26 protein-coding genes and 2 riboswitches are annotated in these 25,414 nt (G+C 70.1%); of the genes, 16 read left to right on the top strand and 10 right to left on the bottom strand.

What is annotated here, in order from left to right:
• Window positions 1-45 precede the first annotated feature (45 nt).
• On the top strand, window positions 46-1,155 hold the full coding sequence (locus ACFW16_RS11385) for a carbohydrate ABC transporter permease (protein WP_380304892.1): 1,110 nt from the start codon (window positions 46-48) through the stop codon (window positions 1,153-1,155).
• A gap of 9 nt (window positions 1,156-1,164) precedes the next feature.
• Window positions 1,165-2,004 carry a carbohydrate ABC transporter permease gene (locus ACFW16_RS11380; RefSeq protein WP_380304890.1) on the top strand — a complete coding sequence of 280 codons (840 nt, stop codon included), beginning with the start codon at window positions 1,165-1,167 and terminating at the stop codon, window positions 2,002-2,004.
• A gap of 146 nt (window positions 2,005-2,150) precedes the next feature.
• Here ACFW16_RS11380 and ACFW16_RS11375 read toward each other — a convergent pair whose 3' ends face one another.
• Window positions 2,151-3,641, bottom strand: a complete 1,491-nt coding sequence (locus ACFW16_RS11375; protein WP_380304888.1) for an MDR family MFS transporter — start codon at window positions 3,639-3,641, stop codon at window positions 2,151-2,153.
• A 203-nt stretch (window positions 3,642-3,844) separates the two neighbouring features.
• Here ACFW16_RS11375 and ACFW16_RS11370 point away from each other — a divergent pair, with 203 nt between their 5' ends.
• Together ACFW16_RS11370 and ACFW16_RS11365 are read left to right on the top strand one after the other, a co-directional pair.
• Window positions 3,845-4,444, top strand: coding sequence for a septation protein A (locus ACFW16_RS11370; RefSeq protein WP_380304886.1), 600 nt, complete (start codon window positions 3,845-3,847; stop codon window positions 4,442-4,444).
• Window positions 4,445-4,448: 4 nt separating this feature from the next.
• On the top strand, window positions 4,449-5,129 hold the full coding sequence (locus ACFW16_RS11365) for a pyrimidine 5'-nucleotidase (protein WP_380304884.1): 681 nt from the start codon (window positions 4,449-4,451) through the stop codon (window positions 5,127-5,129).
• A gap of 9 nt (window positions 5,130-5,138) precedes the next feature.
• Here ACFW16_RS11365 and ACFW16_RS11360 read toward each other — a convergent pair whose 3' ends face one another.
• The gene (locus ACFW16_RS11360) at window positions 5,139-5,588 is read right to left on the bottom strand and encodes a DUF2147 domain-containing protein (RefSeq protein ID WP_380304882.1); all 450 of its coding nucleotides are present in this window, start codon (window positions 5,586-5,588) and stop codon (window positions 5,139-5,141) included.
• A 202-nt stretch (window positions 5,589-5,790) separates the two neighbouring features.
• Here ACFW16_RS11360 and leuC point away from each other — a divergent pair, with 202 nt between their 5' ends.
• Both leuC and ACFW16_RS11350 read left to right on the top strand, forming a co-directional pair.
• Window positions 5,791-7,197, top strand: coding sequence for a 3-isopropylmalate dehydratase large subunit (leuC, locus tag ACFW16_RS11355; protein WP_380304880.1), 1,407 nt, complete (start codon window positions 5,791-5,793; stop codon window positions 7,195-7,197).
• A 101-nt stretch (window positions 7,198-7,298) separates the two neighbouring features.
• Window positions 7,299-7,856 (top strand): RNA 2'-phosphotransferase, encoded by a 558-nt coding sequence (locus ACFW16_RS11350; protein WP_380304878.1) that lies wholly within the window; start codon window positions 7,299-7,301, stop codon window positions 7,854-7,856.
• A 270-nt stretch (window positions 7,857-8,126) separates the two neighbouring features.
• Here the strand turns inward: ACFW16_RS11350 and ACFW16_RS11345 are convergent, their stop codons facing one another.
• Window positions 8,127-8,720 (bottom strand): YqgE/AlgH family protein, encoded by a 594-nt coding sequence (locus tag ACFW16_RS11345; protein ID WP_380304876.1) that lies wholly within the window; start codon window positions 8,718-8,720, stop codon window positions 8,127-8,129.
• A gap of 115 nt (window positions 8,721-8,835) precedes the next feature.
• Between ACFW16_RS11345 and ACFW16_RS11340 the strand changes: the two genes are divergently transcribed.
• Both ACFW16_RS11340 and ACFW16_RS11335 read left to right on the top strand, forming a co-directional pair.
• Complete coding sequence (locus ACFW16_RS11340) at window positions 8,836-10,971, top strand: protein-disulfide reductase DsbD family protein (protein ID WP_380304874.1); 2,136 nt, start codon at window positions 8,836-8,838, stop codon at window positions 10,969-10,971.
• 62 nt (window positions 10,972-11,033) lie between these two features.
• The gene (locus tag ACFW16_RS11335; RefSeq protein ID WP_380304872.1) at window positions 11,034-11,519 is read left to right on the top strand and encodes a peroxiredoxin; all 486 of its coding nucleotides are present in this window, start codon (window positions 11,034-11,036) and stop codon (window positions 11,517-11,519) included.
• A 39-nt stretch (window positions 11,520-11,558) separates the two neighbouring features.
• Here the strand turns inward: ACFW16_RS11335 and ACFW16_RS11330 are convergent, their stop codons facing one another.
• The 3 genes from ACFW16_RS11330 to ACFW16_RS11320 form a co-directional block, all read right to left on the bottom strand.
• Window positions 11,559-12,557, bottom strand: coding sequence for a saccharopine dehydrogenase NADP-binding domain-containing protein (locus ACFW16_RS11330; RefSeq protein ID WP_380304870.1), 999 nt, complete (start codon window positions 12,555-12,557; stop codon window positions 11,559-11,561).
• A gap of 259 nt (window positions 12,558-12,816) precedes the next feature.
• Window positions 12,817-13,284 (bottom strand): ribonuclease HI, encoded by a 468-nt coding sequence (gene rnhA, locus ACFW16_RS11325; RefSeq protein WP_380305028.1) that lies wholly within the window; start codon window positions 13,282-13,284, stop codon window positions 12,817-12,819.
• A gap of 29 nt (window positions 13,285-13,313) precedes the next feature.
• Entirely contained in the window at window positions 13,314-14,279 is a 966-nt protein-coding gene (locus ACFW16_RS11320) for a homoserine kinase (RefSeq protein ID WP_380304868.1), read from the bottom strand.
• 53 nt (window positions 14,280-14,332) lie between these two features.
• Here ACFW16_RS11320 and ACFW16_RS11315 point away from each other — a divergent pair, with 53 nt between their 5' ends.
• A complete protein-coding gene (locus ACFW16_RS11315; RefSeq protein WP_380304866.1) occupies window positions 14,333-14,962 on the top strand; it encodes a hypothetical protein in 630 nt (209 codons plus the stop codon).
• Window positions 14,963-14,969: 7 nt separating this feature from the next.
• Here the strand turns inward: ACFW16_RS11315 and ACFW16_RS11310 are convergent, their stop codons facing one another.
• Both ACFW16_RS11310 and ispH read right to left on the bottom strand, forming a co-directional pair.
• Window positions 14,970-16,034: a lysine-2,3-aminomutase-like protein gene (locus tag ACFW16_RS11310; RefSeq protein ID WP_380304864.1), complete on the bottom strand. Its 1,065-nt coding sequence runs from the start codon at window positions 16,032-16,034 to the stop codon at window positions 14,970-14,972.
• Between the two features lie 2 nt (window positions 16,035-16,036).
• Entirely contained in the window at window positions 16,037-17,023 is a 987-nt protein-coding gene (gene ispH, locus ACFW16_RS11305; protein ID WP_380304862.1) for a 4-hydroxy-3-methylbut-2-enyl diphosphate reductase, read from the bottom strand.
• A gap of 38 nt (window positions 17,024-17,061) precedes the next feature.
• Between ispH and ACFW16_RS11300 the strand changes: the two genes are divergently transcribed.
• The 6 genes from ACFW16_RS11300 to ACFW16_RS11275 all read left to right on the top strand — a co-directional run bounded on the left by ACFW16_RS11300 (window position 17,062) and on the right by ACFW16_RS11275 (window position 23,093).
• Window positions 17,062-17,763 carry a hypothetical protein gene (locus ACFW16_RS11300; protein ID WP_380304860.1) on the top strand — a complete coding sequence of 234 codons (702 nt, stop codon included), beginning with the start codon at window positions 17,062-17,064 and terminating at the stop codon, window positions 17,761-17,763.
• A gap of 86 nt (window positions 17,764-17,849) precedes the next feature.
• A riboswitch (glycine riboswitch) is annotated at window positions 17,850-17,949 on the top strand.
• Window position 17,950: 1 nt separating this feature from the next.
• Window positions 17,951-18,046, top strand: a riboswitch (glycine riboswitch).
• A 56-nt stretch (window positions 18,047-18,102) separates the two neighbouring features.
• Entirely contained in the window at window positions 18,103-19,221 is a 1,119-nt protein-coding gene (gene gcvT, locus ACFW16_RS11295) for a glycine cleavage system aminomethyltransferase GcvT (RefSeq protein WP_380304858.1), read from the top strand.
• Between the two features lie 20 nt (window positions 19,222-19,241).
• A complete protein-coding gene (gene gcvH / locus ACFW16_RS11290) occupies window positions 19,242-19,619 on the top strand; it encodes a glycine cleavage system protein GcvH (RefSeq protein WP_380304856.1) in 378 nt (125 codons plus the stop codon).
• On the top strand, window positions 19,619-20,965 hold the full coding sequence (gene gcvPA / locus ACFW16_RS11285; RefSeq protein ID WP_380304854.1) for an aminomethyl-transferring glycine dehydrogenase subunit GcvPA: 1,347 nt from the start codon (window positions 19,619-19,621) through the stop codon (window positions 20,963-20,965). The genes gcvH and gcvPA overlap by 1 nt, the downstream gene beginning before the upstream one ends.
• A complete protein-coding gene (gene gcvPB / locus ACFW16_RS11280; RefSeq protein WP_380304853.1) occupies window positions 20,965-22,491 on the top strand; it encodes an aminomethyl-transferring glycine dehydrogenase subunit GcvPB in 1,527 nt (508 codons plus the stop codon). The genes gcvPA and gcvPB overlap by 1 nt, the downstream gene beginning before the upstream one ends.
• A gap of 212 nt (window positions 22,492-22,703) precedes the next feature.
• On the top strand, window positions 22,704-23,093 hold the full coding sequence (locus ACFW16_RS11275; protein ID WP_380304851.1) for a Rid family detoxifying hydrolase: 390 nt from the start codon (window positions 22,704-22,706) through the stop codon (window positions 23,091-23,093).
• A 21-nt stretch (window positions 23,094-23,114) separates the two neighbouring features.
• On the opposite strand, the gene ACFW16_RS11270 is transcribed toward ACFW16_RS11275, so the two are convergent.
• Both ACFW16_RS11270 and ACFW16_RS11265 read right to left on the bottom strand, forming a co-directional pair.
• Complete coding sequence (locus ACFW16_RS11270; RefSeq protein ID WP_380304849.1) at window positions 23,115-23,648, bottom strand: hypothetical protein; 534 nt, start codon at window positions 23,646-23,648, stop codon at window positions 23,115-23,117.
• Window positions 23,648-24,163, bottom strand: coding sequence for a hypothetical protein (locus tag ACFW16_RS11265; RefSeq protein ID WP_380304847.1), 516 nt, complete (start codon window positions 24,161-24,163; stop codon window positions 23,648-23,650). Before ACFW16_RS11265 ends, ACFW16_RS11270 begins: the two co-directional genes overlap by 1 nt.
• Before the next feature lie 193 nt (window positions 24,164-24,356).
• On the opposite strand from ACFW16_RS11265, the gene corA reads away from it, so the two are divergent.
• Window positions 24,357-25,328, top strand: coding sequence for a magnesium/cobalt transporter CorA (gene corA, locus ACFW16_RS11260; protein WP_380304845.1), 972 nt, complete (start codon window positions 24,357-24,359; stop codon window positions 25,326-25,328).
• Window positions 25,329-25,414: the final 86 nt, after the last annotated feature.

The raw sequence follows: 25,414 nt of genomic DNA, 5'->3' as shown, positions 1-25,414 counted from the left end.
CCTGCCGGTCCCTCCCGCACCATCAACGAACAAGGGGAGATCCCCATGACCGTCGCCACCTCGACCCCGGCCCGTTCCGGGCACACGGTCAAGCCGGCCGTCTCGAGGCTCAGCCGGCAGCGCATCCGCGCCGCCTGGATGTTCCTGCTGCCGATGCTGCTGGTGCTGACGCTGGTCGCCGGCTGGCCGCTGGTGCGGACCATCGCGCTGAGCTTCACCGACGCGACGCTGAAGGCCGAGCAGCCGACCCGCCTGGTCGGCTTCGACAACTACCTGTTCTACGGGCCGAACCGCGCCGACTGGGACGCCGAGCTGGGCGGCTACTACGTGTTCTACGACCCGACCGGCACCAACCTGGTGTGGAAGCCGGAGGAGGGCCGGTTCTGGGACATCGACCAGAACAAGCCGGTCGATTACGACGTCGACACCAGCGGCATCTTCAGCTGGCAGGGGCTGCTGGTCGACCCGGTGTGGTGGCGGTCGGCCTGGAACACCATCCTGTTCACCGTGATCTCGGTCACGATCGAGACCGTGCTCGGCCTCGTCATCGCCATGACGCTGAACGCCCATCTGCCCGGGCGAGGCCTCTTGCGCGCCGCGGTGCTGATCCCCTGGGCCATCCCGACCATCGTCTCGGCCAAGATGTGGGGCTGGATGCTGAACGACCAGTACGGCGTGGTGAACGAGGTGCTGCTGTCGCTCGGCGTGATCTCCAGCCGCATCGCCTGGACCGCCGACCCGGCCCTGTCGCTGGCCTCGGTGATCGCGGTCGACGTCTGGAAGACCACGCCGTTCATGACGCTCCTGATCCTGGCCGCTCTGCAGATGCTGCCGAACGAGGTGTACGAGGCGGCGAAGGTCGACGGCGTCCGGCCCTGGCGCGTCTTCACCCGCATCACCCTGCCGCTGATCTGGCCGGCGCTGATGGTGGCGATCCTGTTCCGGGCGCTGGATTCGCTGCGGGTGTTCGACCTGATCTACGTGCTGACCTCGAACAGCATCAACACCATGAGCATGTCGGTCTTCGCCCGGCAGCAGAGCATCGATTTCGGCAATGTCGGATTCGGCTCCGCCGCCTCGACCCTGCTGTTCGTCATCATCGCCGTGCTCGCCGCCCTGTGGATGGTGGCGGGCCGCGTGCGCTTCGACAATTAGGGGGCGGCCATGACCAGATCCTCCAGGCGCCGGATCGGCCGCAGCTTCTTCTATGTGCTAGTGGCGGCGATCATCGTCTACACGGTGTTCCCGTTCTACTGGGCGGTGATCTCGTCGCTGAAGAGCGGCCAGCAGCTGTTCGGCACCGACCTGGTGCCGCCCTCGCCGACGATCGACAACTATGTCAGCGTGTTCCGCGAGCAGCCCTTCCTGACCAACATCGTCAATTCGCTGATCGTCGCCGGGTCGACCGTGCTGATCTGCCTCCTGCTGTCGGTCAGCGCCGCCTACGCGCTTGGCCGGGTGCGGTTCCGCGGCCGCAGCACCATCCTGATGCTGACCCTGGCGGTGTCGATGTTCCCGCAGGTGGCGGTGCTGACCGGGCTGTTCGAGCTGGTGCGCTGGGCCGGGCTGTACAATTCGCTCGGCTCGCTGATCCTCAGCTACATGATCTTCACCCTGCCCTTCTCGGTCTGGGTGCTGACCACCTTCATCCGCGAGCTGCCGCGCGAGCTGGAGGAGGCGGCGATCGTCGACGGCGCCAGGCCCTGGCAGATCCTGGTGCGGGTGTTCCTGCCGCTGCTCGGCCCGGCCCTGGCGACCACCGGCCTCCTGGCCTTCATCGCCGCCTGGAACGAGTTCCTGTTCGCCCTGACCTTCACCCTGACCAACGAGGTGCGGACGGTGCCGGTGGCGATCGCCCTGATCTCCGGCGCCACCCAGTTCGACATCCCGTGGGGCAACATCATGGCGGCGTCGGTGGTGGTGACGGTGCCGCTGATCGTGCTGGTGATGATCTTCCAGCGCCGCATCGTCTCCGGCCTCACCGCCGGCGCGGTGAAGGGATAGACGATCGCGGGCTGCATCCCGGCGCCCGGGAAAGGGCGGCGCCGGGATGCGGTACGCAGGTCGGTTTGGAAGATTAGGATGTTATGCGCAGTGACTGCGCTTGCAAAGGACAATCGTCCTTACTTCTGAGACGATCCGGCCATCGTTCACTCCACCAGCGCTTCCTTGGCATGCGCCGCGGCGCCGCTGCGCAGCGGCCGCTCCTCCATCAGGAGCAGCGCCACGAAGCCGAGGGCGAGGCCGGCGGCGGCGGCCAGGAACATCCAGTGGAAGGCGCCGATCAGCCCGTCGCGCATCGCCGGGGTGAGAGCGCCGAGCGTCTCGGGCGACCGTCCGTCGCCGCCGATGGCGCCGAGCACGATGGCGCCGAAGCCGGCGACGACGATGGCGCTGCCGAGCGAGCGGAAGAAGTTCATGCAGCCGGTGGCGGTGCCGAGCTGGTGCATCGCCACCGCGTTCTGGATCGAGATGGTGGTGACCGGCAGCACCGTGCCCAGGCCGAGGCCGACTGCGGCGAGCGCCACCTCCACCAGCCACAGCGGCAGCCCGTCCGGATAGGCCGCGAGCCCGACCAGCGCCGCCGCGGCGATCACCAGCCCGACCAGCGGCGTGCGCTTGTAATGGGTCATGCGCGCCATGAACCGGCCGGCGATGTTGGCGCCGGTGACGGTGCCGGCCATCAGCGGCATCAGCGCCAGGCCGGAGTTGCTGGCCGACAGCCCGACCACCCCTTCGAGATAGACCGGGACGTAGATCGACAGGCCGATGAAGCTGCCCATGACGCAGAAGGCGGCGGCGGTGCCGGTGCCGACCACCGGGTTGAGCATCACCGCCAGGGGAATCAGCGGCTCGGCCGCGGTCAGGAGGCGCGCGGCGAACAGCACCCACAGCACCAGCGAGACGCCGAACAGGCCCAGCACCTCGGCCGAATCCCAGGGATACCGGGTGCCGCCCCAGGTCAGGGCCAGCATCGCCGCCACGGTGGCGCCGACCATCAGCACGGCGCCGAGCACATCGAGCCGGTGCCGGCGGTCGTGCCGCGGCAGGCGGCGCAGCGCGCCCCAGACCATCCAGAAGGCGCCGAGGCCGAGCGGCAGGTTGATCCAGAAGATCACCGACCAGTGCAGATGGTCGGCGAACAGCCCGCCCAGCACCGGCCCGACCACGCTGGAGGTGACGAAGACGCTGGCGATGTAGCCCTGGTAGCGGCCACGCTCCTTCGGCGAGACCACGTCGGCGATGATGGTCTGGGCCAGCGAGATCAGCCCGCCGCCGCCCAGCCCCTGCAGCGCCCGGGCCAGGATCAGCGCCAGCATGGTCGGCGCGAGCGCACAGGCGACCGAACCGACGATGAACACGCTGATGCTGACCAGCAGCGTGATGCGCCGGCCGTGAATGTCGCTGAACTTGCCGTAGAGCGGGGTCACCGCGGTGGCGGCCAGGAGATAGGCGCTGACCACCCAGGACAGGTGTTCGACATCGCCCAGCTCCTGCCCGATGGTCGGCAGCGCCGTCGCAACGATGGTCTGGTCCAGCGCCGCCAGCAGCATCGCCAGCATGATGCCGATGATGATCGAACGGACGGTGGCGTGGTCGAGCGGCGCCGGGCTGGCCACCGCCGGACTGTGTGCGGACATGGTGCGGTGTTTTCCGAATGCGAGGATCGGCGGCGGCGAAGCGCCCCGCATCCCTAACCTTCGCCCGGGCAGGTTGTCGTACAAGAGCGCTGTCGGCAGTGCAGCCATCGTCGCCGGGCATGGGGCTTCCGGCCGGACAGCCGCGGCATTCCATCCCGCCGATCCCGGTTTCCTGGCCGGACAACTTGCTCTAGGGTGCGGCCATGATCGATCAGACCCAGCCGCGGGCCGAAACGCAGGCCGTCGCCAAGGCCGAGAAGGGCCCGTTCCTGCGCCTTGCGCTCGAGGCCGGGCCGCTGCTGCTGTTCTTCATCGCCAACCAGACCGCCGGCATCATGCCGGCGACGGCTGTGTTCATGGTGGCGACCGTGGTGGCGGTGGTGCTGTCGATCCGGCTGGAGAAGCGCTGGCCGATCATGCCGATGGTCGGCTGCGTGTTCGTGCTGGTCTTCGGCGGGCTGACCCTGTGGCTCGAGAATGACCTGTTCATCAAGCTGAAGCCGACCGTCGTGAACCTGCTGTTCGCGGCGATCCTGTTCACGGGGCTCGCCACCGGCCGCAACTTCCTGAAGCTGATGATGGGCACGGTGTTCGAGCTGGACGACCAGGGCTGGCGCAGCCTGACCTGGCGCTGGGCGGTGTTCTTCGTCGTTCTGGCGGCGGTCAACGAGATCGTCTGGCGCGGCTTCTCGACCGAGTTCTGGGCCGGGTTCAAGCTGTTCGGCATCCTGCCCCTGACCCTGGTCTTCGCCATGGCGCAGATGCCGCTCTTGATGCGGCACCAGGTCAAGCCGGCGGACTGAAGGGATGCACCCGGCCGATCCCCTGCGCCATGTCGAGCACTGGGTGTTCGACCTCGACAACACGCTCTACCCCGCCCGCACCAACCTGTTCGCCCAGATCGACCGGCGCATGGGCGAGTACATCCGGTCGCATTGCGACCTGCCGGAGGGCGAGGCCAAGGCGCTGCAGAAGCGGCTGTTCCGCGAGTACGGCACGACGCTGCGCGGCCTGATGAACGAGCGCGCGGTCGACCCCGGCCCGTTCCTGGAATTCGTCCACGACATCGACATCTCGGCGATCGGGCCCAGCCCGACCCTGGCGGCGGCGCTGGCCGACCTGCCGGGCCGCAAGATCGTGTTCACCAACGGCTCGGTCCGCCATGCCGAGCGGGTGCTGACCCGGCTCGGCGTCGTGGCGCAGTTCGACGGCATCTTCGACATCGTCGCGGCGGACTACGTACCGAAGCCCGACCCCGGCCCCTACCGGGCGATGCTCGACCGCTATGGCCTGGCGCCGGCCTCGACCGTGATGGTCGAGGACATGGCCCGCAACCTGCTGCCGGCGCATCGACTGGGCATGACCACGGTGTGGGTGCGCACCCCGTCGGACTGGGGCCAGCCCCTGCCCGGCGACGGCCATATCGACATCGCCGTCGACGACACGGCGGAGTGGCTCGCGGCCGTGGCCGCGGCAAGGCGCAGCTGACGGCTCAGCTCATCCGCACGCCTTGAAGCTGCCCGGCTGCTGGCGGGTCCAGGTGTCGGTGCGGCCGAGCAGGCTGATGCCGACATAGCCGCGCAGGTCCAGCGTGTCCGGCCCGGTCAGATGCATCCTGGCGTCGTAGGTCTTGCCGCTCTTCGGGTCGTAGATCGTGCCGTCCTCCCACTCCGTGTCGGAGACCTGGGTGAAGCTGTGCAGCATGACCAGCTTGCACAGCGGCCGGCTGCGCCTGCTCTCGTCCGGGTTGTTCGCATCGGTGGCGGGAGCGTCCGGCGGCAGGCCGGCGATGCGGCCGCAGAGGCCGTTGCTGCAGTCGAGGATCTCGATCACCGATCGGCCGTCCCCGGTGCGCCAGAATCCCTTGATCCCCCCGGCGGCGGAGGCGGCCGGGGCAGCCAGAGCCGCGGCCAGGCCGATGAGAAGGGCGGCGCTGCGGATGGTCATGGGCACTCCCATATCTGTCTTGTTGCTTGCGCCTGCGAGGATGCGGCCGGGCCGGACTCCTGTCCATCGTCCCGATTTGCACCGCGGGGAGGGTGACAACTTTGAAATTATTCCAGCTTTTGCCTCGGTTTGCGCTCGGCTATGGTCCAGCGTCGGCCGAAAGGGCCGCCGGCCGAAGAGCCGGATGACGGAGATGTGAGAGATGAGCGCGCCGCGGACACTGTTCGACAAGATCTGGGACAGCCATGTCGTCCACCGCCAGGATGACGGCACGTGCATCCTCTACATCGACCGCCACCTCGTGCACGAGGTGACCAGCCCGCAGGCCTTCGAGGGGCTGCGCCTGGCCGGCCGCAAGGTTCGCCAGCCGCAGGCCACCCTGGCCGTGCCGGACCACAACGTGCCGACCTCGGACCGCGCCGGCGGCATCGCCGACGAGGAGAGCCGGATCCAGGTCGAGACGCTGGAGAAGAACGCCGCCGATTTCGGCGTGCCGATCTTCACCATGAACGACATCCGCCAGGGCGTGGTCCACATCATCGGGCCGGAGCAGGGCTTCACCCTGCCGGGCACCACCATCGTCTGCGGCGACAGCCACACCTCGACCCACGGCGCCTTCGGGGCGCTGGCCTTCGGCATCGGCACCAGCGAGGTCGAGCATGTGCTGGCCACCCAGACGCTGCTGCAGAAGCCGGCCAGGAACATGCGCATCACGGTCGAGGGCGACCTGCCGCTGGGCGTGACCGCGAAGGACATGATCCTGGCGATCATCGGCACCATCGGCACCGCCGGCGGCACCGGCCATGTCATCGAATACGCCGGCGACGCCATCCGCGCCCTGTCGATGGAAGGCCGGATGACGGTCTGCAACATGTCGATCGAGGCCGGCGCCCGGGCCGGGCTGATCGCCCCGGACGACACCACCTTCGCCTATGTCGAGGGCCGGCCGCTGGCGCCGAAGGGCGAGGCCTGGGACCAGGCCGTCGAGTACTGGCGCACCCTGCCGTCGGACGAGGGCGCCCGCTACGACCGCGAGGTCGTGCTGAAGGCCAGGGACATCGTGCCGATGGTGACCTGGGGCACCAGCCCGGAGGACGTGGCGCCGATCACCGGCATCGTGCCGGACCCGGACAAGGCGCCGGATGCCAACAAGGCCAGCGCCTGGCGCCGCAGCCTGGACTATATGGGCCTGAAGCCCGGCCAGCGGCTGAGCGAGGTGCCGGTCGACAAGGTCTTCATCGGTTCCTGCACCAACGGCCGGATCGAGGACCTGCGCGCCGCCGCCGCCGTCGCCCGCGGCCGGCGCGTCGCCGGCACGGTCTACGCCATGATCGTCCCGGGCTCCGGCCTGGTGAAGGAACAGGCCGAGGCCGAGGGGCTGGACCAGGTGTTCAAGGACGCCGGCTTCGACTGGCGCGAGCCCGGCTGCTCGATGTGCCTGGCCATGAACGCCGACAAGCTGTCGCCGGGCGAGCGCTGCGCCTCGACCTCGAACCGCAACTTCGAGGGCCGGCAGGGCCGCGGCGGCCGCACCCACCTGGTCAGCCCGGCCATGGCCGCGGCCGCGGCGATCGCCGGCCACCTGACCGATGTGCGCGAGCTGAACTGACGGCGTCGATTGGGTCGCCTGAGGGCGACCCAATCCGAGCCGACTGGCTGACCCGGCGGTTGTGATAGGCTGCGCGGCCTCGACCCGTGAAAGACCCGATCATGGCCGACCGGCTGACCGAGACCAGCAAGTTCCTGAGCTACGTCCTGCGGCACGAGCCGCAGGCCATCGGCCTGTCGCTCGACAGCGAGGGCTGGGCCGGGATCGACGCGCTGATCGCCGCCGCGGCCACGAACGGACAGGCGCTTGATCCGCAGCTGATCCGGGCGGTGGTCGACACCAGCGACAAGAAGCGGTTCGCGATCAGCCCGGACGGCGCCCGGATCCGCGCCGTGCAGGGGCATTCGACGGCGGAGGTGGCGATCGCCTATGCGCCGGTGGAGCCGCCGGAGCAGCTGTTCCACGGCACCGCGACCCGGTTCCTGGCTTCGATCCGGACCGAGGGGCTGGTCGCCGGCTCGCGCCACCACGTCCACCTGTCGCCGGATGCCGAAACCGCGACGGCGGTCGGCCGCCGGCACGGCCAACCGCTGGTGCTGACCGTCGCCGCCGGCGCGATGCACCGGCAGGGCTTCGTCTTCCACCGCGCCGACAACGGGGTGTGGCTGACCAAGACCGTGCCGCCAGCTTTCCTGAGTGAAGCGTTGGGCTCGAACTGACCGGTCCGACCGTCCCAATCACTGTCATGCCCGGGCTTGACCCGGGCATCCAGAGATGTTGAGGCCGCTCTGGGTGGCCCCTGGATCGCCGGGTCAAGCCCGGCGATGACAGGAAAGGGTAGCCGGTTCCCAGAGGTCGTCCGAAAACGTGTCGGCGTGAGTCGGCTGGTGGTGGGGCCGAGACCCGGAGCGCAGCGGACGAATGTCCGTGAGCACCGGAAGCGGAGGTCACGCCATCAGGCGGCCGCGCCGGCGCGTTTGCGGGCGGCCTCAGGCATGACCCGCTTCGCCCGACAGCATCATCGGGTCGACGCCGAGCTTGGCGATGGCGCGTTCCCACTTCACCGAAAGGTCGTCGCCGAACAGGATGTCGGAATCGCAGGGAACGTTGAGCCAGCCATTGGCCTGGATCTCGGCGTCGAGCTGCCCCGCCGCCCAGCCGGCATAGCCCAGCGCCAGCAGGTGGCGGCTGGGGCCCGCACCGCTGGCGATCGCCTGCAGCACCTCGAGCGTCGAGGTCACCGCGACGTCGCCGACCACCACCGTCTTCTCCGCCCGGTAGTCGGTCGAGTGCAGCACGAAGCCGCGGCCCGATTCGACCGGGCCGCCGAACTGCACCCGGGTGCTGCCCAGGAGGTCGCCATGCGGGATGCCGAGCTGGTCGAGCAGGGTGGGGAAGTCGATGGTCGACAGCGGCTTGTTGACCACCAGCCCCATTGCCCCCTGGTCGTTGTGGGCGCAGAGATAGATCACCGTCCGGGCGAAGGGCGGCGCGATCAGGGTCGGCATCGCGATCAGCAGCTGCCCCCCGAGGTAGCTGCCATCCGCCGGCACCTTGCCCTTGGAGGATTTCGCCCGTCTCATCCCGACCACTGCTCCGTCTTCCGTTCCGCCTGCGACACTAGGCTAACCCGCGGCGATCTGGTTTCGAACGACTATATAGGCCAAAGAAGGGCGGTTTCATGGTGCCGGAGTTTCGATGAGTCGTAGGCTCGCCTTCCTGACGGCCGCCGCGCTCGGCCTCGCCGCGCTGGCCGGGCCCGGCATGGCCGGGGCCGCCGAGACGCCGTGGCAGAACGCCAAGGGCGCATCGGCGCGGCTGGTCACGGCGGTCGACGGCACCGGCACCCTGGGCGAGATCCCGGCCGGGCTGCACATCCGGCTGGAGCCGCATTGGAAGACCTATTGGCGGTCCCCCGGCGATGCCGGGCTGCCGCCGGCGCTGGACTGGGCGGGCTCGACCAATCTCGGCACCGCGACGCTTGCCTATCCGGCGCCGCACCGGTTCCAGCTGTTCGGCCTGGAGACCTATGGCTACGAGACCGAGGTGGTGTTCCCGCTGACCCTGCCGGTGGCGCAGCCGGGGCAGGCGCAGCACCTGGCCCTGGCCGCGACCGTGCTGGTGTGCAGCGACATCTGCATCCCGGCCAATTTCAGCTTCACGCTCGACCTGCCGGCCGGCGCCGCGACGCCCGACCCGGCCGCGGCCAACCTGATCGACCGCTACGCCAACGCGGTGCCGGCCGACGGCAGCGCCGCCGGCCTGGCCTTCGGCACGGTCGCGGCCTCCACCGCCGGCCCGAACGGGGGCCTGAGGATCGAGGCGACGGCGCGCGAGCCCTTCGAGACACCCGACATCTTCGTCGAGGGCGCGCCGGGCGACGCTTTCGCCGCGCCGCGCATCACCACCAGCGAGGGCGGCCGCAAGCTGGTGGCCGAGATCGACCGGATCCAGGCGGCGGCCGACCCGCCGGCGGCCCTGGCCGGCAGTCCGCTGGTCCTGACCCTGGTCGACGGGCCGCGCAGCGTCGAGGCCGAGGCGACGGTCGGCGCGGCGGTGGCGGCGGCGCCGGATGCCGCCGCCTGGCTGTCGATCCTGGGCGTGGCCCTCTTGGGCGGGCTGATCCTGAACCTGATGCCCTGCGTGCTGCCGGTGCTGTCGCTCAAGCTCCTGTCGATCATCAAGCTCGGGGGCGTCGAGGCGGGGGGCCGCACCCCGCGGCGGCAGCGGCTGGGCCTGCTGGCCACCGCCGCCGGCATCCTCGCCTCCTTCCTGGTGCTGGCGGCCGGCGCGGTCGGGCTGAAGGCGGCCGGCGCCTCGGTCGGCTGGGGCCTGCAGTTCCAGGAGCCGGTGTTCCTGGCGGCGATGGCGGTGATCGTCACCCTGTTCGGCTGCAACCTGCTGGGCCTGTTCGAGATCACGCTGCCCGGCCGCGCCATGGACGCCGCGGCCCGGGCCAGCGGCACCGGCCGGCCGGAGAAGGACGGGTTGGCCGGTCCGTTCCTGACCGGCGCCTTCGCCACCCTCCTGGCCACTCCCTGCTCCGCCCCCTTCGTCGGCACCGCTCTGGGCTTCGCCCTGTCGCGCGGGCCCTTCGAGATCGGCACGATCTTCGCCGCGCTCGGCATCGGCATGGCGCTGCCCTATCTGCTGATCGCCGCCGTGCCGGGCCTGGCCCGGCTGCTGCCGCGGCCCGGCCGCTGGATGGTCTGGGTCAAGGCCGTGATGGGCCTCGCCTTGTTCGGCACGGCCGCCTGGCTGCTCTCGGTCCTCGCCGTGCAGGTGCCGCCGGCGGCGGCCGCCTTGGTGGCGGCGGTGCTGGTGGCGATCGGCCTGGTGCTGTGGCTGCGGCGGCGCGGCGGGGTCGCGATCCGGCGGACCGGCACCGTCGCGGCGGTCGGCTTGGCCCTGGCGGCGGTGCTGCTGCCGCTGCGCTTCGACCGGTCCGACGCGGCCACGCCGCAGGCGGCCTCCGCCATTCCCTGGACGCGGTTCGACCGGGCCGCGATTCCCGGGCTGGTGCGCGAGGGCAAGGTGGTGTTCGTCGACGTCACCGCCGACTGGTGCCTGACCTGCAAGGTCAACAAGCTGCTGGTGATCGAGCGCGACCCGGTGGCGGCGACGCTGGGCACGGCGGGCATGGTGCCGATGCTGGCCGACTGGACCAATCCGGACCCGGCGATCGCCGACTACCTTGCGGCGCATGGCCGCTACGGCATACCGTTCAACGCCGTGTACGGGCCGGGGGCGCCGGACGGGATCCTGCTGCCGGAGCTCCTGAGCACCGAGACGGTCCTGGATGCCTTGAAGCAGGCCCGCGGCGCGAGTTCGTAACCATTCGGTCAACAAGGGCGGCCGCTGCGGGCCGGCCCCATGCAATCTGTCGGAGAGACCCCATGACGATCAAGGTTGGCGACCGCATCCCGTCGGTCACGCTGAAATACCTCGGCAAGGAGGGCATGGCCGAGGTCAAGACCGACGACCTGTTCAAGGGCAAGACGGTCGCCCTGTTCGCGGTGCCGGGCGCCTTCACCCCGACCTGCTCGGCCAAGCACCTGCCGAGCTTCACCGGCAACGCCGAGGCGCTGAAGGCCAAGGGCGTCGACCAGATCGTCTGCCTGGCGGTGAACGACCCCTTCGTGATGAAGGCCTGGGCCGACAAGAGCGAGGTGTCGAGCGACACCGTGTTCATGCTGCCGGACGGCAACGCCACCCTGACCAAGGCGCTGGGGCTGGAGATGGACGGGTCGGGCTATGGCCTGGGCACCCGGTCGCAGCGCTTCGCCCTGGTCGCCAAGGACGGCGTCGTCACCCATCTCGGCGTCGAGAAGCCGGGCGCCTTCGAGGTGTCGAGCGGCGAGGCCATCCTGGCGGCGCTCTGAGACTGACGGGGCCCGCCGCGTGGCGGGCCCCTTCCCATGTCACTCCGGATCCGTCTCGGTCGTGATCCGCACCCCGAGCTGCTCGAACCGGGCGATCGCCGCCTCGGGCGCGACCAGGGTCTCGGGCAAGGCCAGGCCGCCTGCCGGCAACGGCAGGCCGTCCAGGCCGAGGACGCGCTCGGCGACGACCAGGGCGCCCAGCGCGGTCATGTGGTCCACCCCCTTCGGGTCCGACACCAGGACCCGCCGCCGGACAGGCCGCCCCGACAGCAGCACCCCTTCGATCTCGATCACGCCTTCATGCGAGGCGCGGTCGCCGGCCCGGGTGCCGAGCGACTCGCCCATGCCGAAATCGAAGCGGATATCGGGGGCGCCGGTGATCGCAGCCAGGCTGGGGATATCGAGCGCGGCCAGGGGCTGCACGGTGGCCTCGAGCCCCTCGGCAAGGTGCAGGGCGCGGCCGTGGTCGCCGCCATCGACCCAGGCCCATTGCCCGGCCCGGCGCAGCAAGGCGCGGCCGGAGAAGGCCTCGGCATCGGCGGCGCTCATCGGCCCGACCGCATCCCGCTCATCGTACAGCGCGGCGATGGCAGCGGAGTCGACCCGGGCGAAATCCTCGATCGCCTGCCGGGCCACCAGGATCAGCACCCCAGCCGCCCAGTGGCCGGCCAGCACGACCGGCCGCCGCGGCGGCGCGTGCAGCGCCGCGAACACCGCAGGTCCGGTCTCCTCCACCACCTTGGTGATGCCGATATGGGCCGCGCCTTGCGCCAGGGCGGCCTGAATCAGCGTGTCGCCGCGGTCCTGCAGCGCCGCCACGATCAGGTCGACCGGCCCGAGATCGGCCAGGGCCGCCGCCGGGTCGGCGACGTCGAGCCGCAGGGTCGATGCCCCGATCTCCCGCGCCAGCGCCGCGCCGGACTCCGGCGACCGCCCCGCCAGGATGATGTCGAGATCCGGCGCCGTCCGCCGCAGATACCGGGCGACGGTGCCGCCGACCACGCCATATCCGCCGGCGATCAGGACTCGCTGAACCATGACCTTCCCTTTCCAGGCCACCGGCGCGGGGCACGGCGGCGTCATTACCAATAGTAACTTACTATTGGTAATATGGAGAGAGGATGGTCCGGGTCAAGCGGCCAGTTCGCACGTACCCCGTTCCTGTCATTGCCGGGCTTGACCCGGCAATCCAGGAGCCACCCGGAGCGGCATCGACATTTCCTGGATGCCCGGGTCAAGCCCGGGCATGACAAATGGGAAGAGAGGCGAATGTCGGGTTCGCCCAAGCGAACCCGACCTACGACGCCTCGACCGGCGCCAGGCCGCGGCCGTGCTCGCGCAGGCCTTTCCGGGCCAGTTCGTCCACCCGCTCGTTCTCGGCGTGGCCGGCATGGCCGCGGGTCCATTCCCAGCGGACCTTGTGCGGCGCCATGGCGGTGTCGAGCCGCTGCCACAGGTCGATGTTCTTCACCGGCTTTCGGTCGGCGGTGACCCAGCCGCGCGCCTTCCAGCCCTTGAGCCACTGCATCACGCCGTTGCGGACATACTGGCTGTCGGTGGTCAGCACCGCCTCGACCGGGCGCTTCATCACCTCCAGCGCCTGGATCGCCGCCATCAGCTCCATCCGGTTGTTGGTGGTCAGCGTCTCGCCGCCATAGAGCTCGCGCTCGGTCTCGCCCATGCGCAGCAGCACGCCCCAGCCGCCGGGGCCGGGATTGCCGCTGCAGGCGCCGTCGGTGAAGATCTCGACCTTGGGCAGCTTCATCGGCTTCTTCGTCGTCGCGGCGGTGTCGGTCACGGATCGATCCCATAGGCGGCCACGCTGGTGACCTGCTGGTGGAAGCGCAGCTTGCGCCAGTATTCGAGCGGGTCCTTCGGCCGGACGAAGGCGCCCGGCGGGTGGTTCAGCCAGTCGTAGAGCCGGGTCAGCAGGAAGCGCAGCGCGTTGCCGCGCGCCAGGATCGGCAGCGCCGCGACCTCGGCCGGCGACAGCGTCCGCTCGGCCCGGTAGCCGGACAGCAGCAGCCGCGCCTTGGTGACGTTGAAGGCGCCGTCCGGCTCGAAGCACCAGGCGTTCAGGCAGATCGACAGGTCATAGGCCAGCATGTCGGTGCAGGCGAAGTAGAAGTCGATCAGCCCGGACAGGCGGCCGTCGCGGAAGAACACGTTGTCCGGGAACAGGTCGGCATGGATCAGCCCGACCGGCAGGTCCGTCGGCCACTGCGCTTCGAGGAAGGCGAGCTCGCGGGTGATGCCTTCGGCCAGGCCGGGCGTCACGGTGTCGGCACGGCCGGCGCAATCCGCCACCAGCCGGCGCCAGCCGCCGAGCGACAGGTTGTTCGGCCGGACCATCGGGAAATCGGCCCCGGCCGCGTGCATCCGGGCCAGCGCCGGGCCCAGGGCCTGGCAGTGCCAGGGCTGGATCCGCTTCGGCCACAGCCCGTCCAGGAAGGTGACGATCACCGCCGGCCGGCCGGCCAGGCGGCGCAGCGCCTGCCCGTCGCGGGCGGCGACCGGCTGCGGGCATTCGATGCCGCGCGCCGCCAGATGCTGCATCAGCCCGAGGAAGAAGGGCAGGTCGGCCTCGGCCACCCGCTTCTCGTAGAGCGTCAGGATATGCGGCCCGGCCGTGGTCACCAGCAGGTAGTTGGAGTTCTCGACGCCCTCGGCGATGCCCTTCAGCGACAGGACGGAGCCGATGTCGTATTCCGCCGCGAAGGCGGCGACATCCTCGTCGGTGACTTCGGTGTAGACGGCCATGGGCACCCGGCGGAAGCGACAGCGCCCGTCTTCATAGTGCGGGAAGGGCCGGCTTGTCGAAGGGAGAGACGCAGGATGTGGAGTGCGGCCACACCTTCCTGATACACTGCCTGCCGGCTGAACCGGGGGGTCATGCCATGTCGTTACGGGAAATCGCCCGCCTTCTGGTCAAGATCGCCGGGCTGATCGTCATTGTGTCTGCCGTGATCGACCTGCCGGTCCTGCTGGGGCGCATGCTGCCGATGGAGGCGCCGATGACGACCCGCGACGTCATCACCATGACGCTCATGCCGCCGGCCATCGCGGGCCTGATCGGCCTCGTCATGTTTTGGGGAGCGGGGCGGATCGTCGACCGTCTGCTGGTCGAAGCGGCCGCGCCCGGCCAGGGCAGCGGCTTCGACCTCCGCGCAGTCGAGGAGATCGCGATCGCGGCGCTCGGCCTGTACTTCGTCGCGACCGGGATCGCCGATGCCTTCTACTACTGGGGCAAGGCCGGGCTGTACTATCGCTACGTGGCCGAGAACGGCTTCCCCATGCCTCCGATCGCCCCGGACGATTTCGGCGGCTTCGTCTCCACCGCCGCGCGGCTGGCGATCGGCGCAGTGCTGGTCCTGCTCAGCCGCGGCATCGTGACGGCCCGTCGGCGGCTGCTGGCCCTCCGCCCCCTCACTGGCCAGGATTGACGATCGGTCACATCTTCGGCGGATAGGCGTGGCGGTGGCCGTTCGGGTCCTCGACGGTCCAGCCCTCGGCGTCGGAGCCGTCGAGATAGTCCGGCCCGACCGGCACCTTGCCGCGGCCGCCCGGGATGTCGAGCACATAGGTCGGCTGGGCCAGGCCCGACAGCCGGCCGCGCAGCGCCTTCATGATCCGGCGCCCGTCCTCGATCCCGGTTCGAAACTGGGCTGTGCCGGGGGCGAGGTCTCCGTGATGCAGGTAGTAGGGCTTGATCCTGAGGCGCACGAAGTCGCGGAACAGCTGCTCCAGCACCGCCGGGTCGTCGTTGACGCCGCGCAGCAGCACGGTCTGTGAGACCAGCGCGATGCCGGCATCGGCCAGGCGGCGGATCGCGTCCCGCGCCGCGGGGGTCAGCTCGCGCGGATGGTTGCTGTGGATGGCGAGCCAGACGGCGCTGTCCTGTGCCTTGAACGCCGCCACCAGCTCCGGCGTCACCCGCTCCGGCTCCACCACCGGCACACGGCTGTGCAGCCGGACCACGCCGAGATGCGGGATGGCGTCGAGCCGCGCCACCACGTCGGCCAGGCGGCGCGGCGCCAGCATCAGCGGGTCGCCGCCGGTCAGGATCGCCTCCCACACCTCCGGCCGGGCACGGATGTAGTCGATCGCGGCCGCGACATCGGCCTCGCCCATCGCCTCGCCGCCCGGCCCGACCATCTCGCGTCGGAAGCAGAAGCGGCAATAAACCGGGCAGGCATGCAGGAGCTTCAGCAGCACCCGGTCCGGATAGCGGTGGACCAGCCCCGGGATCGGGCTGTGGGCGCCGTCGCCGATCGGGTCGGCCAGCTCTTCCGTCCGCGTCTCCAGCTCGGCTGCGCCGGGCACGAATTGCCGCGCGATCGGGTCGTCCGGATCGGCCGGGTCGACGAGGTCCGCCATCGCCGGCGTCACCGCGATGGCGTAGCGCGCCGCGACCGAACGCAACTCGTCCAGGCGGTCATGCCCCGCCAGGCCGGCCTCGACCAATGCCTCGGGCGTCCGCAGACGCTGCGGACTCAGATGTCCATCTTTCGGCATGGTCAGGCGGGGCTGAGCTCGCGCGGCAGCTTGAAGGTGATGGTCTCGACCGTGGTCGGCTCGGACTGGATGCTGACGGCGTAGCGCTTGTGCAGCTCGCTCATCACCTCCTCGACCAGCACCTCGGGCGCCGAGGCGCCGGCGGTGATGCCGAGGGTGGCGATGCCGTCGAACCAGGACCAGTCGAGGTCCGCCGCGCGTTGCACCAGCATCGCCTTGTCGCAGCCGGCCCGGCGCGCGACCTCGACCAGCCGCACCGAGTTGGAGGAGTTCGGCGCACCGATCACCAGCACCGCGTCGCAATGCGGGGCGATCACCTTGATCGCCTCCTGCCGGTTGGTGGTGGCGTAGCAGATGTCCTGCTTGTTCGGCGCCGAGATGGTGGGGAACTTGGCCTTCAGCGCGTCGACGATCGCGACCGTGTCGTCCAGCGACAGCGTGGTCTGGGTGGCGAAGGCGAGGTTGTCGGGGTCCTCGACCTCTAGCGTCGCCACGTCCTCGACCGATTCGACCAGCCGCACCGCGCCGGGCGGCAGCTGGCCCATGGTGCCGATCACCTCGGGGTGGCCGGCATGGCCGATCAGGATCACGGTGTGGCCGGTGCGGTAGTGCCGCTCGGCCTCGCGATGCACCTTGCTGACCAGCGGGCAGGTGGCGTCGAGATACAGGAGCTTGCGCCGCTCCGCCTCCGCCGGCACCGATTTCGGCACGCCATGGGCCGAGAACACCACCGGCGCGTCGTTCGGCACCTCGTCCAGCTCCTCGACGAAGATCGCGCCCTTGGCCTCCAGCGTCTCGACCACGAAGCGATTGTGCACGATCTCGTGCCGGACATAGACCGGGGCGCCGTATTTCTCGATCGCCCGCTCGACGATCTGGATGGCGCGGTCGACGCCGGCGCAGAATCCGCGCGGCGAGGCCAGCATCACCGTCAAGGACGGCCGCGCGTCCCGCGCATCCGCGCCTGCGCTTGTGCCAGCCTGTGCCATTTCCTATGGTCCTGAACCCGTTGTTGAAGGAGAGGGCGATGCCCGCCGAACTGTTGCGTCGCGACCCTAATATAGGTGCCCTCCCAAGAAAAGCGCGGTACGGCGTCTCAGGGCGCCTTCGGGCCGGCGGTTCCGTCCTCCTGCTGGCAGGCCTAGCAGCCTGCGGTGGCGAGAATGCGGCGCAGCAGGCCGGGCTGCGCTGCCCGCAGATCGTCATTCCGCAGGAGGCCGCGGTCTACGACCTGGTGCGCAACAACAGCACCAATCCGAAGGACGTGCTGGTCGAGGCCCGGATCACCAACACCCGGGGCGACTGCACCTATGGCGACAACGCCGTGACCATGAACGTCAATGTCGAGTTCACCGCCTGGCGCGGCCCGGCCGCCTGGCTGGAGAAGGACGTCCCGGTGCAGTACTTCGTCGCGGTCACCGACGCCCAGGACCGGATCCTGAACAAGGCCAATTTCGACGTGAAGATCCCGGTGCCCAGGCTGCAGGTCACCCCGCGCGAGACCATCCAGGAGCCGCTGGAGCAGGTGATCCCCGCCTCCAGCCCGGCGGAGGGCGGCTCGTACAAGATCATGATCGGATTCCAGCTGACGCCGCAGCAGCTCGAGTTCAACAAGCACCGCAACGACCCGCGGACGCCGGGCGCCGCCGCCCAGGCCGCCGGCCGCCGCACCATCGCCCCGGTGGTGCCCGATCCGCGCACACCGGATTCGAGCCTGCCGCCGCAATGACGAATGACGGAAGCAGGCCTGTAACCGTCGCGGATTGACTTTTCGGGCGCGACGGACGAGTGTCCGCCTGCGCATTGATACGGCCTACGACCCTGGCGGGAGAGACCGGGACCGCGTTGCAGCGGGACCGGCGCCGAAGGAGCAAACGCCCCGGAAACTCTCAGGCCAAAGGACCGTCAGGGTAAGGCACTCTGGAGAGCAGGCAGCGGCGCCCGCCGCTGCCTCACCGATGGGGTAAGCCGGACAGAGTTCCCGGCGATTCTCTCAGGTCCCAGACAGAGGGGGTGGCGCGCGGGATGGTCCCGCACGCCCACCTTTTGTCGACGAGGACCCGGGACCGTGACCGATACCCCCCTGCTCCGAACTCCACTCTTCGACCTGCATGTCGAGCTCGGCGCCAAGCTGGTCCCCTTCGCCGGCTACGAGATGCCGGTGCAGTACCCGGCCGGCATCCTGAAGGAACACCTGCACACCCGCGCCGAGGCCGGGCTGTTCGACGTCAGCCATATGGGCCAGGCCTGGCTGGAGGCCGAGCCGGGCGAGGACGCGGCCGCGCTGATCGAGACGCTGCTGCCGGGCGACATCGCCGCCCTGGCGCCGGGCCGCATCCGCTATTCGCTGCTGCTGAACGAGACGGGCGGCATCCTCGACGATTTGATGGTCACCCGCACGCCCGACCCGGCGCGGCTGTTCCTGGTGGTCAACGCCGCCTGCAAGGACGCCGACTTCGCCCATATCGCGGCGAAGCTGGCCGGCCGCGCCCGGCTGGTGCGGCTGGACGACCGCGGGCTGATCGCGCTGCAGGGCCCGAAGGCCGCCGCCGTCCTGGCCCGCCACGCCTTCGGCGCCGACGACCTGGCCTTCATGGAGGCCGGCACCTTCGCCCTCGACCGGGTCGAATGCATGATCAGCCGTTCCGGCTATACCGGCGAGGACGGGTTCGAGATCTCGGTCCCGGCCGAGGAGGCCGATCGCATCGCCCGCGTCCTGCTGGCGGAGCCGGAGGCGGCGCCGATCGGCCTGGGCGCCCGCGATTCGCTGCGGCTGGAGGCCGGGCTGTGCCTCTACGGCCACGACATCGACACCGCGACGACCCCGGTCGAGGCCGGCCTGTCCTGGACCATCGGCAAGCGCCGCCGGGCCGAGGGCGGCTTTCCCGGCGCCGACCGCATCCTGAAGCAGCTGGCCGAGGGGCCGGCGCGCGAGCGGGTCGGCATCAGGCCCGAGGGCCGCGCCCCGGCCCGCGAGGGCACGCCGGTCCTGTCCGCCGACGGACGCGAGATCGGGCGTGTCACCTCGGGCGGCTTCGGCCCCTCGGTCGGCGGCCCGGTCGCCATGGGTTATCTCGAGACGGGGTTCGCCGCCCCCGGCACGGCCGTCTCCCTCCTGATCCGCGACAAGGCGCATCCGGCCGTGGTGGCCGCCCTGCCCTTCGTCGCCCCGAACTTCCACCGCTGAACGAACAGGGACGCCAGCAGATGAGCACGCTTCGCTACACCCAGGACCACGAGTGGATCCGCGTCGAGGGTGACATCGCCACCATCGGCATCACCGATTTCGCCCAGAAGCAGCTGGGTGACGTCGTCTTCGTCGAGCTGCCCGAGGTCGGCAAGACGCTGGGCGCCGGTGACGCTTTCGGAACGGTCGAATCGGTCAAGGCGGCGAGCGAGGTCTTCGCCCCGGTGGCCGGCGAGGTCGTCGAGACCAACCAGACGCTGGTCGACGCGCCGGAAACCGTCAATGACGAGCCGATGGGCGAGGGCTGGTTCATCAAGGTGAAGCTGTCCGACCCCGCCGCGGTGAACGGCCTGATGGACGAGGCCGCCTACAAGGCTTACGTCGAGGACCAGCACTGATGCGCTATCTGCCTCTGACCGAGGCCGACCGCCGCGACATGATCGCGGCGATCGGCGCCGGCTCGGTCGACGACCTGTTCCGCGACGTGCCGCAGAGCGCGCGGCTGCCCGGCCCCCTGACCGAGCTGCCGCCGCACCAGGGCGAGCTGGAGGTCGAGCGCGCGCTCGGCGCGATGGCGGCAAAGAACGTGCCCGCCGGGTCGGTGCCGTTCTTCTGCGGCGCCGGCGCCTATCGCCACCACGTCCCGGCCACGGTCGACTACCTGATCCAGCGCGGCGAGTTCCTGACCAGCTACACGCCGTACCAGCCCGAGGTCACCCAGGGCACGCTGCAGTATCTGTTCGAGTTCCAGACCCAGGTCGCGCTGCTGACCGGGATGGAGGTCGCCAACGCCTCGATGTATGACGGCTCCACCGCCTGCGCCGAGGCCATCATGATGGCGAACCGGGTCACCCGGCGCAGCCGCGCGGTGATCTCCGGCGGGCTGCACCCGCAGTACCGCGACGTCTGCCGCACCCATGCCGACTTCACCGGCTTCACCCTGGACGAGGCGGTGCCTTGCCCCGACGGGGTCGAGGACCTGGCCGGCCGGATCGACGGCGAGACCTCCTGCGTCGTGGTCCAGAACCCGTCGGTGTTCGGCCACGTCCACGACCTGTCGGCCCTGGCCGAGGCCTGCCACGCCAAGGGCGCGCTGCTGGTCGTGGTGGTCACCGAGGCGGTGTCGCTGGGCCTCCTCACCCCGCCGGGCGAGATGGGCGCCGACATCGTGGTCTGCGAGGGCCAGTCGATCGGCAACGCGCTGAATTTCGGCGGCCCTTATGTCGGCCTGTTCGCGACCCGCGAGAAGTTCATCCGCCAGATGCCGGGCCGGCTGTGCGGCCAGACCGTCGACGCGGAGGGCAAGCGCGGCTATGTGCTGACCCTGTCGACCCGCGAGCAGCACATCCGGCGCGAGAAGGCGACCAGCAACATCTGCACCAACAGCGGCCTGTGCGCGCTGGCCTTCACCATCCACCTGTCGCTCTTGGGCGAGGCCGGGTTCACGAAGCTGGCGCGGATCAACCACGCCAAGGCCGTGACCCTGGCCCAGAAGCTGGCCAAGGTGCCGGGCGTCGCGGTGCTGAACGACAGCTTCTTCAACGAGATCACCATTCGCCTGCCGAAGCCGGCCGAGCTGGTGATCGACCTGCTGGCCAAGCGCAACATCCTGGGCGGCGTGCCGGTCAGCCGGATCTACGCCAACCGCCCGGCCTTCGCCGACCTGGCTCTCGTGGCGGCGACCGAGACCAACACCGAGGCCGATATCGACGCGCTGTGCGCCGGCCTGTCGGAGGTGCTGTGATGACCGAAGTCGACACCTTCACCGGCAACCGCGGCCTCGACATCGAGGAGAAGCTGATCTTCGAGCAGGACTCGCCCGGCCATTGCGGCGTCGACCTGCCGGAGCCTTCGACCGCCGAGCTGCGCCTGGGCGGGGTGAAGCCGCGCGCCGCGGTCGGCCTGCCCGGCCTGGCCGAGCCGACGGTGATGCGCCACTACACCCGCCTGTCGCGGATGAACATGGCGATCGACACCGCGCTGTACCCGCTCGGCTCGTGCACCATGAAGCACAATCCGCGGCTGAACGAGCGGATGGCGCGGCTGCCCGGCTTCGCCGACATCCACCCGCTGCAGCCGGTCGCGACCGTGCAGGGCGCCTTGGAGCTGATCGACACGCTGGCGCACTGGCTGAAGACGCTGACCGCCATGCCGGCCGTGGCCCTGTCCCCGGCCGCCGGCGCGCATGGCGAGCTGTGCGGCATGATGGCGATCCACGCCGCCCAGGAGGCCCGCGGCGAGGGCCATCGCCGGCGGGTGCTGGTGCCGGAATCGGCGCATGGCACCAACCCGGCGACCGCGGCGGCGATCGGCTACACCGTCGACGCCATCCCGGCGACGGCGGACGGCCATGTCGACCTCGCCGCGCTGAAGGCCAAGCTGGGGCCGGACGTGGCGGCGATCATGCTGACCAACCCGAACACCTGCGGCCTGTTCGAGCGCGACATCGTCGAGATCGCGCGGGTGGTGCACGAGGCCGGCGCCTTCTTCTACTGCGACGGCGCCAACTTCAACGCCATCGTCGGCCGGGTGCGCCCGGGCGACCTGGGCGTCGACGCCATGCACATCAACCTGCACAAGACCTTCTCCACCCCGCATGGCGGCGGCGGCCCGGGCTCCGGCCCTGTCGTGCTGTCGGCGGCGCTGGCGCCCTACGCCCCGATCTCGGCCGTGGTGCATGACGCCAACGGCTTCCGCGTCGCCGAGCACAAGGGCCGCGACGGCGCGCCGGAGCACAGCTTCGGCCGGCTGAAGGCGTTCCACGGCCAGATGGGCATGTTCGTCCGCGCCCTCGCCTACATGATGAGCCACGGCGCCGACGGGCTGTGGCAGGTGGCCAGCGACGCGGTGCTGAACGCCAACTACGTGCAGGCCCGCCTGAAGGACGTGCTGACCCCGGCCTTCGACAACGGCACTTGCATGCACGAGGCGCTGTTCGACGACCGGGCGCTGAAGGACACGGGCGTGACGACGCTCGACATCGCCAAGGCGATGATCGACGAGGGCTTCCACCCGATGACCATGTACTTCCCGCTGGTCGTGCACGGCGCCATGCTGATCGAGCCGACCGAGACCGAGAGCAAGGCGACGCTCGACCAGTTCATCGGCATGATGCGGTCGCTGGTCGAGAAGGCCAAGGCGGGCCAGGTGGAGTGGTTCAAGGGCGCGCCCTACCACGCGCCGCGCCGGCGCCTGGACGAGACCGCCGCGGCCCGCAAGCCGGTGCTGCGCTGGTCGCCCGACGCGCCGCTGGCCCAGGCGGCGGAGTAGGAACGGAGCCGGGCTCCTTCCGCGAAGGAAGGGGCCCCGGATCCGCCGTGGGAGTCCGCGGTGGCGGGCGGCCGGGACAAGGTTCCGGCCGCCCCTCGCCGCGAAATCTTGCCGGCATCGCGAAACCGTCTTCCAACGGCGCACCGGTCGCGGCATCATCGCGTCGCGCCGCCTGGCGCGGCACACGCCTGAGGGGGCGAGATGGGGGTGCGATGGCACGCAAGGCTGTGACGAGTGCGCAGGCGCAGGCCATCGGCCCCTATTCGCACGGCGTGGTGGGACGCAGCGACCTGCTCTTCCTCTCCGGCCAGACCCCGATCAACCCCGCCACAGGCCGCCTGGTCGACGGCGACGCCGCCGCCCAGACCGAGCAGTGCCTGGCCAATCTGGGCCACATCCTGGCGGCGGCGGACCTGAATTTCGACGCGGTGGTGAAGGTCAATGTGTTCCTGACCGACATGGACGATTTCGCCGCCATGAACGCGGTCTACGAACGGCATTTCCGGGCCCCCTACCCGGCCCGCTCGACCATCGGCGTCGCCGCCTTGCCGCTCGGCGCCCGGGTCGAGATCGAGATGATCGCGGCCATGCCGCGGGAGTGACGGCCGGCCCCGGCTCGCGGCCTACTGCAGGTATCCCCAGCGTTCCACCGCCGGTTCGGCCGAGGCCCATTTCCAGGTCTCGCCCTGGCGGCAGATCGTCCCGACGTAGATCCCTCGCGTCGCCTTGGCGCCCTCGCCCTCCTCGACCGTGACCAGGATCTCCTTGCAGGTCGCGAGCGGCGTCTCGATCAGCCGGGTGACCTGGACCGCGCCGGTCTCGTCGGCATAGCCGAAGGGCAGGTCGTGGTCGATCCGCCACAGCTTGGTCTCGCCCGGCTGCATCCAGCCGGCGACGGCGGCGATCGCGTCCTGCTCGTCCTTGTGCAGGTCGCGCATCACCGACTTCACCCCGGCGGCGACCGCGGCGCGGGTGCCCATGCCGACGCTGTAGCCGACCACCGGGTTGGCGGTGATGGCGCCGACCGTGCCGCCGGTGGCGATGCCGCTGACATCCGCCACCATGGCGCAGCCCGAGAGCGGCATGACCAGCATCGGCAGCAGGCGCCACGGGAGACGGCGACGCCGCCCCGTCACTGCCCCCGTCACTGCCCCCATCACTGCAACGATCCCCACCGCTCCGTCGCCGGCTCGGCCGAGGCCCATTTCCAGGTCTCGCCGTTCTGGCAGATCACGGCGACGTAGAAGGCGCGGTCCTTCTCGCCCTCGACCGAGAACACGATCTCCTTGCAGGCGAGCGGCGGCGCGCCGATCAGCCGACTGACCGTGACCTCGCCCTTCTCGTCGGCCTCGATCGGCACGTCATGGGCGATGTCCCAGCGCGCCACCCGGCCGACCGCCATCGGGCCGGCGACGGCGGCGATGCGGTCCTGCTCGGCCTGGTGCAGCTTGCGCTCGCCATATTGCAGCCCGGCGCTGGCGGCGGAGCGGACGCCGAGCCCGATGCCGGTCGCGACCAGGGCGTTGTCGGTGACCGCCGTGGCCGCGGCCGCGCCGCCGACGCCGGCAAGATCCGCCGTGCCCTCATGCAGCAGAGAGCTGCAGCCGGCGAGCGCCGACGCCGAGACCAGAAGGAGAGCCGCAATGGAGAATCTGCACGGTCTGGCAGGCATCGCACCGTCTTGATCCGCGATCTTCGGACCGCCGGGCCGAATTGCGAACCACCGTAACATCAGGTTGTTACAGTTGTCGATGAAGGTGAAATCTCAATTGTTCCCGGCTTTGGGAGCATTGCCGCCACCGCCCGGCTGGCGGCCGTCGGACACCGTGCTATCGTGCCGCCCGCGTCGACGGACGGAGGGAATCTTGGGTCATCTGGTTGCGGCCGCCGCCTATGAGAATGGACAGCGGGTCGCCGAGATCGCCCTGTCGGAGGGCCGGCAATGGGCGGAGAAGCCCGGCCATCTCGTCTGGATCGGCATCCGCGAGCCGGAGGAGGCCGAGCTGCGCGACCTGGCGCAGCAGTTCGGGCTGCACCCGCTGGCGATCGAGGACGCGCTGCACGCGCATCAGCGGCCGAAGCTGGAGACCTATGGCGACGCCCTGTTCGTGGTGCTGCGCACCGCCCACCGGGTGAAGGAGGAGACCGAGTTCGGCGAGACCCACATCTTCGTCGGTCCCGGCTACGTCATCTCGGTGCGGCACGGCCCGTCCTCCTCCTACGCCAAGGTGCGGGAACGGGCGGAGGCCAGCCCCGCGCTGCTCAGGCACGGCGAGGATTTCGTCCTGTATTCGATCCTCGACTTCGTGGTCGACAACTACACGCCGGTGGTCGAGGCGATCGAGGTCGAGGTGACGGCGCTGGAACAGCGCGTGCTGAAGGCGCCGCTGACCGCCCGCGACATCGAGCGCATCCACGCCCTGCGCCGCGAGCTGATGGTGATCCGCCGCACCGTGACCCCGACGGCGGAGGTGTGCAGGCAGCTGGAGCACACCGAGGTGGGCTGCATCGACGAGGCGATGCATCCCTATTTCCGCGACGTCGCCGACCATGTCCGTCGGGTGAGCGACCATATCGACGCGCTGCGCGAGATCGTCACCCACACCTTCGAGGCCGGCCTGCTGCTGGAGGCCTCGCGCCAGAACCAGGTGCAGCGGAAATTCGCCGCCTGGGCCGCGATCCTGGCGGTGCCGACGGCGATCGCCGGCATCTACGGCATGAACTTCGACAACATGCCGGAGCTGCGCCTGCCCTACGGCTATTTCGTGGTGCTGGGCGCGATCGTCGGCATCTGCGGCTTCCTGTACTGGCGGTTCAAGCGCTGGGGCTGGCTGTAGCCGTCCCAGACGGGAGAGATCGTTTGGAAATGCGCTGGCGCGAGTCGGCTGGCGGTGGTTTCGAGAACCGGCGCGCAGCGGACGTT

The organism is Inquilinus sp. NPDC058860, from assembly GCF_042743185.1.
GTDB lineage: Bacteria > Pseudomonadota > Alphaproteobacteria > DSM-16000 > Inquilinaceae > Inquilinus.
The sequence above is the reverse complement of the archived record's forward strand: the minus strand, read 5'-3'. Positions and strand labels throughout refer to the sequence as shown.

Excerpts from the sequence above, each read along its gene's own strand:
- ACFW16_RS11330 (WP_380304870.1), bottom strand. The coding sequence starts at position 12,557 with ATGGTTCAGCGAGTCCTGATCGCCGGCGGATATGGCGTGGTCGGCGGC.
- gcvPA (WP_380304854.1), top strand. The coding sequence starts at position 19,619 with ATGCGCTATCTGCCTCTGACCGAGGCCGACCGCCGCGACATGATCGCG.
- ACFW16_RS11375 (WP_380304888.1), bottom strand. The coding sequence starts at position 3,641 with ATGTCCGCACACAGTCCGGCGGTGGCCAGCCCGGCGCCGCTCGACCAC.
- ACFW16_RS11335 (WP_380304872.1), top strand. The coding sequence starts at position 11,034 with ATGACGATCAAGGTTGGCGACCGCATCCCGTCGGTCACGCTGAAATAC.
- ACFW16_RS11270 (WP_380304849.1), bottom strand. The coding sequence starts at position 23,648 with ATGGGGGCAGTGACGGGGGCAGTGACGGGGCGGCGTCGCCGTCTCCCG.
- gcvPB (WP_380304853.1), top strand. The coding sequence starts at position 20,965 with ATGACCGAAGTCGACACCTTCACCGGCAACCGCGGCCTCGACATCGAG.
- ACFW16_RS11350 (WP_380304878.1), top strand. The coding sequence starts at position 7,299 with ATGGCCGACCGGCTGACCGAGACCAGCAAGTTCCTGAGCTACGTCCTG.
- ACFW16_RS11340 (WP_380304874.1), top strand. The coding sequence starts at position 8,836 with ATGAGTCGTAGGCTCGCCTTCCTGACGGCCGCCGCGCTCGGCCTCGCC.
- ACFW16_RS11320 (WP_380304868.1), bottom strand. The coding sequence starts at position 14,279 with ATGGCCGTCTACACCGAAGTCACCGACGAGGATGTCGCCGCCTTCGCG.
- ACFW16_RS11385 (WP_380304892.1), top strand. The coding sequence starts at position 46 with ATGACCGTCGCCACCTCGACCCCGGCCCGTTCCGGGCACACGGTCAAG.
- rnhA (WP_380305028.1), bottom strand. The coding sequence starts at position 13,284 with ATGAAGCTGCCCAAGGTCGAGATCTTCACCGACGGCGCCTGCAGCGGC.
- gcvH (WP_380304856.1), top strand. The coding sequence starts at position 19,242 with ATGAGCACGCTTCGCTACACCCAGGACCACGAGTGGATCCGCGTCGAG.
- ACFW16_RS11310 (WP_380304864.1), bottom strand. The coding sequence starts at position 16,034 with ATGCCGAAAGATGGACATCTGAGTCCGCAGCGTCTGCGGACGCCCGAG.
- ACFW16_RS11365 (WP_380304884.1), top strand. The coding sequence starts at position 4,449 with ATGCACCCGGCCGATCCCCTGCGCCATGTCGAGCACTGGGTGTTCGAC.
- ACFW16_RS11345 (WP_380304876.1), bottom strand. The coding sequence starts at position 8,720 with ATGAGACGGGCGAAATCCTCCAAGGGCAAGGTGCCGGCGGATGGCAGC.
- ACFW16_RS11370 (WP_380304886.1), top strand. The coding sequence starts at position 3,845 with ATGATCGATCAGACCCAGCCGCGGGCCGAAACGCAGGCCGTCGCCAAG.
- ispH (WP_380304862.1), bottom strand. The coding sequence starts at position 17,023 with ATGGCACAGGCTGGCACAAGCGCAGGCGCGGATGCGCGGGACGCGCGG.
- ACFW16_RS11265 (WP_380304847.1), bottom strand. The coding sequence starts at position 24,163 with ATGCCTGCCAGACCGTGCAGATTCTCCATTGCGGCTCTCCTTCTGGTC.
- leuC (WP_380304880.1), top strand. The coding sequence starts at position 5,791 with ATGAGCGCGCCGCGGACACTGTTCGACAAGATCTGGGACAGCCATGTC.
- ACFW16_RS11380 (WP_380304890.1), top strand. The coding sequence starts at position 1,165 with ATGACCAGATCCTCCAGGCGCCGGATCGGCCGCAGCTTCTTCTATGTG.
- ACFW16_RS11275 (WP_380304851.1), top strand. The coding sequence starts at position 22,704 with ATGGCACGCAAGGCTGTGACGAGTGCGCAGGCGCAGGCCATCGGCCCC.
- ACFW16_RS11360 (WP_380304882.1), bottom strand. The coding sequence starts at position 5,588 with ATGACCATCCGCAGCGCCGCCCTTCTCATCGGCCTGGCCGCGGCTCTG.
- ACFW16_RS11300 (WP_380304860.1), top strand. The coding sequence starts at position 17,062 with ATGCCCGCCGAACTGTTGCGTCGCGACCCTAATATAGGTGCCCTCCCA.